This window comes from Vibrio sp. M250220 (assembly GCF_036533795.1).
Taxonomy (GTDB): domain Bacteria; phylum Pseudomonadota; class Gammaproteobacteria; order Enterobacterales; family Vibrionaceae; genus Vibrio.
The window spans coordinates 1-3,218 of record NZ_JATABI010000099.1 but is presented as its reverse complement, the minus strand read 5'-3'; the positions used below and the strand labels follow the sequence as shown (position 1 = coordinate 3,218).

General features: G+C 49.7%; 2 protein-coding genes and 1 pseudogene. All 3 read left to right on the top strand.

The genetic code is table 11. From position 1 onward, the window contains the following. Positions 1–1,365 (top strand): type VI secretion system tip protein TssI/VgrG (gene tssI / locus QTN94_RS19400; RefSeq protein ID WP_331428588.1); only part of this gene is annotated, 1,365 nt, incomplete at its 5' end. After that, a complete protein-coding gene (locus QTN94_RS19395; RefSeq protein WP_331428587.1) occupies positions 1,365–2,906 on the top strand; it encodes a PAAR domain-containing protein in 1,542 nt (513 codons plus the stop codon). The genes tssI and QTN94_RS19395, both read left to right, overlap by 1 nt. Beyond that, positions 2,906–3,218: pseudogene (locus QTN94_RS19390) on the top strand (ankyrin repeat domain-containing protein); the annotation flags it as partial. The gene QTN94_RS19395 and the pseudogene QTN94_RS19390, both read left to right, overlap by 1 nt.

Below are 3,218 nucleotides of genomic sequence, written 5' to 3'. Positions count from 1 at the left end.
CTCAAAGACTACAGCTTTAAAAACCCGGCTTATTCCTTTAGCCAATTGGCTCACGGCACGGAGATGGATTACCAACAACCCACTTACGTGCACTTTGATGCGCCAGGTCGCTATAAAGGTGACCCAAATGGCATCGCCTTCACCCGCACTCGCTTGAGTTATCTGCGCCGTGACGCCCTGTTAGCCAAAGGCAAAAGCAACGAATTGTTGCTCCGCTCAGGGTATAAATTTACCTTGAGTGACCACCTCAACACATCCTTTAACCGCCCTTGGCTGCTGGTTCAAGTCAATCACCAAGGCGAACAGGCTCAAGCACTCGAGGAAGAGGGCACGCAAGGCAAGACGACCTACGCCAACCAATGGCAAGCCATCCCGACTCATCTCAATTGGCAAGCGCAGCCCGAGACCAAACCTAGGGTCGATGGCCCGATGATCGCGACGGTCGTCGGCCCTGAGGGAGAGGAAATCTTCTGTGACGAACATGGTCGCGTGAAAGTCCATTTCCACTGGGATCGCGAAGAGAGAAACCCTGAACATCGTTCGTGTTGGGTGCGAGTCTCTCAAGGTTGGGCGGGCAGCCAATACGGTATGGTCGCTTTGCCTCGCATTGGGCACGAAGTGATTGTCTCATTTCTCAATGGTGACCCTGATCAGCCCATCATCACGGGGCGCACCTATCATGCAGTCAACAAGCCGCCTTATGTTCTGCCAAATCATAAAACGCGAACGGTATTAAAAACCCAAACCCACCAAGGCAAAGGGTCTAATGAGCTGAGATTTGAAGACCAAGCAGACCAAGAGCAAATCTACTTACACGCTCAAAAAGACAAAGACGTCGTGATCAACCACATCAGCCGCGAGTCGGTTGGCCTCGATTTTCATCAAAAAATTGGTCAACACTTCTTTCAGATGGTGACAGAAAATACCCACCGTTTAGTCGGCAAGAACGTCACCGAAGAGTTTGGTCAAGATCACCACTACAAGGTCGGTCGTAACTTAGTTCAGCGAGTCATTGGCGCAGTGAACCGTTTTATCTCTGGTGGTATGGTGACCAAAATTGAAGGAGGCAGCGTCACATCGATGTCGGCGTCTGAAGAAAAAGAGATCGGCGCCAACCAACGTATCGCGGTGAACAATGAAAGTTATCTGAATGCCACCAACATCGTGCTGGAAGCCAAACAAGAACTGACCATCAAAGGACCTGGAGGTTTTGTCAAAATCGATGGCGGTGGGATCACCATTTCAGGAAATGTGGTCAAGATTAACGAAGGTGGTTCACCAGGAAGCGGCACCGCACCAAAAGCGGTTGAGCCACAACCACCTGCGAAACCGCAAGAGCCGGACGATCCGGATAGGAGACTCTAATGCCAGCAGCAGCACGAAGCGGAGACAGTTGTGCCGGACACGGCTGTTTTCCTGCCACCCCCATTGTTACCGGTAGTAGTGATGTCTTTATCAATGCAAAGCCTGCCGCAAGAAAAGGCGATACAGTACTACTCCACGCTTGCCCCTGCCCCAAAATGCCGCATGGTATCCATAGCCGCAGCATATCCGCAGGTTCTTCGACCGTCTCAATCAATGGCAAGCCTGCCGCTCGAGTCGGCGATGGGATTGGCTGTGGTGGCTCGGTTTCGGTTGGCTCAGGGAACGTTTTCATTGGCGACACCCCTTACTCCTCACCCACTCAAAAATGTGCACAAAGTGCCGTTGCCAGCCAGTCACCATTTTTGAAGATCACCCCTCTGGCTGAGCCGCTGGGCAGTGGTTGGGCGAGCTCTATCTTTACACCTGAATTCTATAAATCTGCGTCGCAGAAAATGGCAGTGCAAGCTGACATCGCACTATTGAACAAAGCCATGGAGCTGCAAGAAATGAGTTCTCTGGCACAGTCCATTATTACGGCAGTCGACAACGGTGCAGACAAACAAGAAATGCTAGATGTGCTAGAAACCAGCACCACAAAAGCACAGCGAAGAAAAGCGCGAGAAGAAATTACAGAGCGGGCAAAATCGACTAACCCAGAAGCCGCAGATCGATTCGCTATGGATATGGATGCCGCTGAGAAGGCCATGTTATCTGACCACGTTTACACAGTTGGCAAACCCGATGACAAACTAGACGAGCGGCGCTTACAGCTAAGAAAGGACTTTGAAGGCGATTCAGGATGGTCTGAAGCATCCCCTGAACAGTTGTCTTCATTAGGGTTGTTTCCAGAAGATTTAACCATTCCTGACAGTAACTTTCAGGCGCAAGTATACATGCCAGACAAAAATGTCTTTGGTCCTAGCGCCAAGCCTGTAGTGGTGTTCAGAGGCACAGAAATGCCCAAACTGGACGATTGGAAAAATAATTCCGCCCAGGGGAGAGACAAAGAATCTGCATATTATCGCAGGGCAGTTGATATCGGCAAAGCGGTCAAGAAGCAAGGTTTACCTGTTGAAATATCCGGACATTCACTTGGTGGAGGCATGGGCAGTGCTGCTTGTAAGGCAAGTGGAATGTCTTGTGTCACTTTTAACGCCGCTGGTTTGCATAGCAATACAGTAGAAAGATATGGCGTCCCAAAAGCCAAACAAGGTCCGGATACGTTGATTAAGGGGTATCGGACGGAAGGCGATATTTTGACCTACGTTCAAGAACAGAACTTTCTATTAAAGCACGTTATGCCCGATGCAGTTCGCGATAAATCGCTAGACACCACATTGCCAAAAACCAAGTCTCTTACCCCTCAAGCGATAGGGGTGGCAACGGCGACGGGCTTAGTTTCACCGATTGCTGCTCCTATCAGTTATGGGGCGGTAAAAGCCAAAGAAAAAGTCGATATGCACGGAATGGATCAGGTGCGGCTTGCTCTAGAAGAGCGTAAAGTGAACGACTTACACACACTAACTAAGAGTGGAGCTTAATGAAAAAGTGGGGATGGCTTCTGATTGCAGGGCTGCTTGCTTTATCTATGGTAGCAAAAGGAGATTTGATGAATATTTTTGGCAGCAAACCTTATGCCGACGCCTTTTTTGAAGGGGATATGCTGAACATTGCCAAGGCGATAAAGAAAAAAGACGGTGAAAAGATCACCAAACTTGGGAAAGCGCTTGAAGATATCGATGCCCCAGGAAAACACGGGATGACACTGCTTGGCTTTGCCGTAAATGATGAAAACCCCGTAGCCATTAAAGCGTTGATGGCGTTAGGTGCCGATCCATCTATTGAGTTGCCGG

Bases quoted from the DNA above. Each gene is read 5' to 3' on its own strand.
- QTN94_RS19395 (WP_331428587.1), top strand. From the start codon at position 1,365: ATGCCAGCAGCAGCACGAAGCGGAGACAGTTGTGCCGGACACGGCTGT.